This is a genomic window from Falsiroseomonas oryziterrae (genome assembly GCF_021864505.1).
GTDB classification, from domain to species: domain Bacteria; phylum Pseudomonadota; class Alphaproteobacteria; order Acetobacterales; family Acetobacteraceae; genus Falsiroseomonas; species Falsiroseomonas oryziterrae.
Genome location: NZ_JAKJIB010000454.1, coordinates 1 through 2,556 on the forward strand (window position 1 = coordinate 1; position 2,556 = coordinate 2,556).

The window sequence follows — 2,556 nt, forward strand, 5'->3', positions numbered from 1 at the left end:
GGGACCGCGAGCAGCCCGAGGATCAGCGCCGCCGCGAGCGTCCGTCCCGCGCAGCGCGCGGCGGCTTGCCATGCGGGGCGCGCGACGGCCTGCCACGCTCCGGTCGCCCGGCGCCGCGCGGATCGCCCTGCATCAGCCGGAACACCATCCCCCCGGTCCGCGGAGTCGCGGAGGCGAGCTGCACCTCGACCGGCTGGCCGAGGGCGAAGCTCAGGCCCGTGCTGCGGCCGGTCATCCCGTGACCGGTCTCGTCCAGTTGCCATCGGTCGTCCGGCAGTGACGCCAGCGGGACGATTCCGCTCGCGCCGTTCTCCTCTACGGTGACGAACAGACCGAAGCGTGTCACCCCACTTATGCGCGCATCGAACATGTTCCCGACGCGCTCCGCCATGTAGGCCGCGAGGTAGCGGTCCACCGCGTCGCGCTCGGCCAGTGCCGCACGGCGCTCGGTCTGGGAGATGTGCTCGCCGGTGTCGGGGAAGCGCGCCGCCTCCTCCTCGGCCAGCGCGCCGGCCCCGAGTCGCAGCCCGGCGATCAGCGCGCGGTGCACCAGCAGGTCCGCGTATCGGCGGATCGGGCTGGTGAAATGGGCGTAGCGGGTCAGCGCCAGGCCGAAATGGCCGATGTTCTCGGGGCTGTAGGCGGCCTGGGACTGCCCGCGCAGCACGGCCTCGTTCACCAGCCGCGCCTCCGGCCGCTCCTTCACGATCTCCAGCACGCGCGAGAAGTCGCGCGGGTGGATCCTGTCGCGCGGCGACAGGCGGATGTCGAACTGCGCGAGGAACTGCCGCAGCCCTTCCAGCTTCTCGTCCGAGGGGCGGTCGTGCACGCGGTACATGCAGGGCTGGCGCAGCTTCTCCAGCTCCTCCGCCGCGCAGACATTGGCCGCCACCATGAACTCCTCGATCAGCCGGTGGCTGTCGAGGCGCGCGCGGGGAACCACCGCCTGCACCTTGCCGCGCGAGTCGAGCAGGACGCGCCGCTCCGCGACGTCGAGGTCGAGCGTCCCGCGCCGCTCCCGCGCCGCGAGCAGCGCGCGGAAGGCGCCGTAGAGATGGCCGACGCCGCCCGCCGGCACGCCCTCGGGGTCGCGGCCCTCGTCATGCGCGGCCTGCACGGCTTCGTAGGTCAGGCGCGCGAAGCTCCGCATCAGCCCACGGCCGAAGCGGTGGGAGACCTTCGTGCCGGCCTTGTCGAAGCGCATCTCGACGAAGAGGCAGCCGCGATTCTCCGCAGGCCGCAGGCTGCACCAGCCATTCGACAGCGCCTCGGGCAGCATCGGCACGACGCGGTCGGGGAAATAGACAGAATTGCCGCGCGCCCAGGCCTCGCGGTCCAGCGCGCTGCCGGGCTTCACGTAGTGCGCCACGTCGGCGATCGCGACCACGACGCGCCAGCCCTCACCGTCCGGCTCCGCGAAGACCGCGTCGTCGAAGTCGCGCGCATCCTCGCCGTCGATGGTCACGAGCGGGAGGGCGGTCAGGTCTTCGCGCCCGCGCTTCGTCACGCCCTTCGCGCGCTCCGCCTCCTGCACCGCCTCGGCGGGGAAGACGTCCGGGATGCCGTGGGCGTGGATACAGACCAGGCTGACGCTGCGCGGCTCGCCCATCCGCCCCAGCACCTCGACGATGCGGGCCGGGCGCGGGCCCATCGGGCGGTGCTGGGGCAGGGGCTCCGCCAGCACGATGTCGCCGGCGCTCGCGCCGCCCCGGTGTTCCGGCGGCACCATCCATTCGGCGCGGGAGCGCCGGTCGGTCGGGATGATGCGGCCTTCCTCGAAGACGCCGAGCACGCGCGCGGGCCGGTCCTCCGAGGCGAGGCGCTTGAAGGTCCGCCCCTCGTATTTCGTGCCGCCGATGAAGCGCAGCCGCGCCAGGACGCGCTCGCCCGGGGCGAGGGCCGGATGGCCGCGGCGCTCGGGCGCCATGAAGACGACCGGCGGCGGTCCGTTGGCCTTGTCCCACTGCACCGGCCGCGCGATCGCGTCGCCATCCGCATCGGTGCCGACGACTTCCACCACGGTCATCTCCGGCAGGCGGTCCGGCGCCGCGATCCCGCGCCGCCCGACCGGCGCCGCCTGGCCCGACTCCTTCAGCCCGCGCATCAGTTCGCGCAGCGCCGGGCGCTGGTCGGAGGTCAGGCCGAAATGCCGCGCGATGTCCGACTTGCCGACGCGCCCCGGCGCCTCGCGCAGGAAGGCGCGCAGCTGCTCGCGGGTCGGGACCTGCCCCTGCGCCGCGCTTCGCGCGGATGCCTGTTCTACCCGCTTCGCGCGCGAGAGCCGATGTGCGCGACCGCCTCCCTCTCCCGCATCAGCGGGGGAGGGTCGGGGTGGGGGTGATCCGTTGCGCTCCGCATGACGCCCGCCGTCGCCGCGTTTCCGCGCCGCATGCCCCTTCTTCGGCGGACCGCGGCGCGGCACCTCAGGGCGCCTTCGCGGCCTTGGCCGCCGGCTTCCGCGCGCCCGGCTTCTTCGCCGCGGCCTTGGCGCCCGGCGCCTTCGCGGGCGCCTTCTTTGCCGCGGGTTTCTTCGCGGCCGCCTTGCGCACCGGCGCG

At 74.1% G+C, this 2,556-nt stretch carries 1 protein-coding gene; it reads right to left on the reverse strand.

The features are described from left to right. Window positions 1-22 precede the first annotated feature (22 nt). Complete coding sequence (gene rnr, locus L2I40_RS21810) at window positions 23-2,422, reverse strand: ribonuclease R (protein ID WP_237217358.1); 2,400 nt, start codon at window positions 2,420-2,422, stop codon at window positions 23-25. Window positions 2,423-2,556: the final 134 nt, after the last annotated feature.